The organism is Zoogloea sp. LCSB751, from assembly GCF_002028455.1.
Classification (GTDB): Bacteria; Pseudomonadota; Gammaproteobacteria; order Burkholderiales; family Rhodocyclaceae; genus Zoogloea.
The window spans coordinates 1-258 of sequence record NZ_MWUM01000345.1 but is presented as its reverse complement, the minus strand read 5'-3'; the positions used below and the strand labels follow the sequence as shown (position 1 = coordinate 258).

1 protein-coding gene is annotated in these 258 nt (G+C 50.0%); it reads right to left on the bottom strand.

All coding sequences use genetic code 11. The features are described 5' to 3' along the window. Positions 1-258, bottom strand: a 258-nt coding sequence (locus B4920_RS30155; RefSeq protein ID WP_216820090.1) for a hypothetical protein, incomplete at both ends; no start/stop codon positions are given.

Genomic DNA, 258 nt, shown 5'->3' with positions numbered 1-258 from the left:
ATATCCATCACCAGCACTCGGCCTTGCTCCGCGGCGAAGACGGGCAAAGATTGTTTATTGAGTGCGGGTCCCGCTAACGCTAACACGGCGATAAACCAAGAAAAGGCCAAGATATACAGCGGCCTGCGGGACTTTTGTGAACCTTCTGTGACTAACATTTTGGCCAAATGTGGCGCAATATAACGATTCCATGCACTGTTAGTTGCATGCTGGCGCCAAAGCGTCCATAAAATAATCCCTAACGGCAATAGGGCGAGT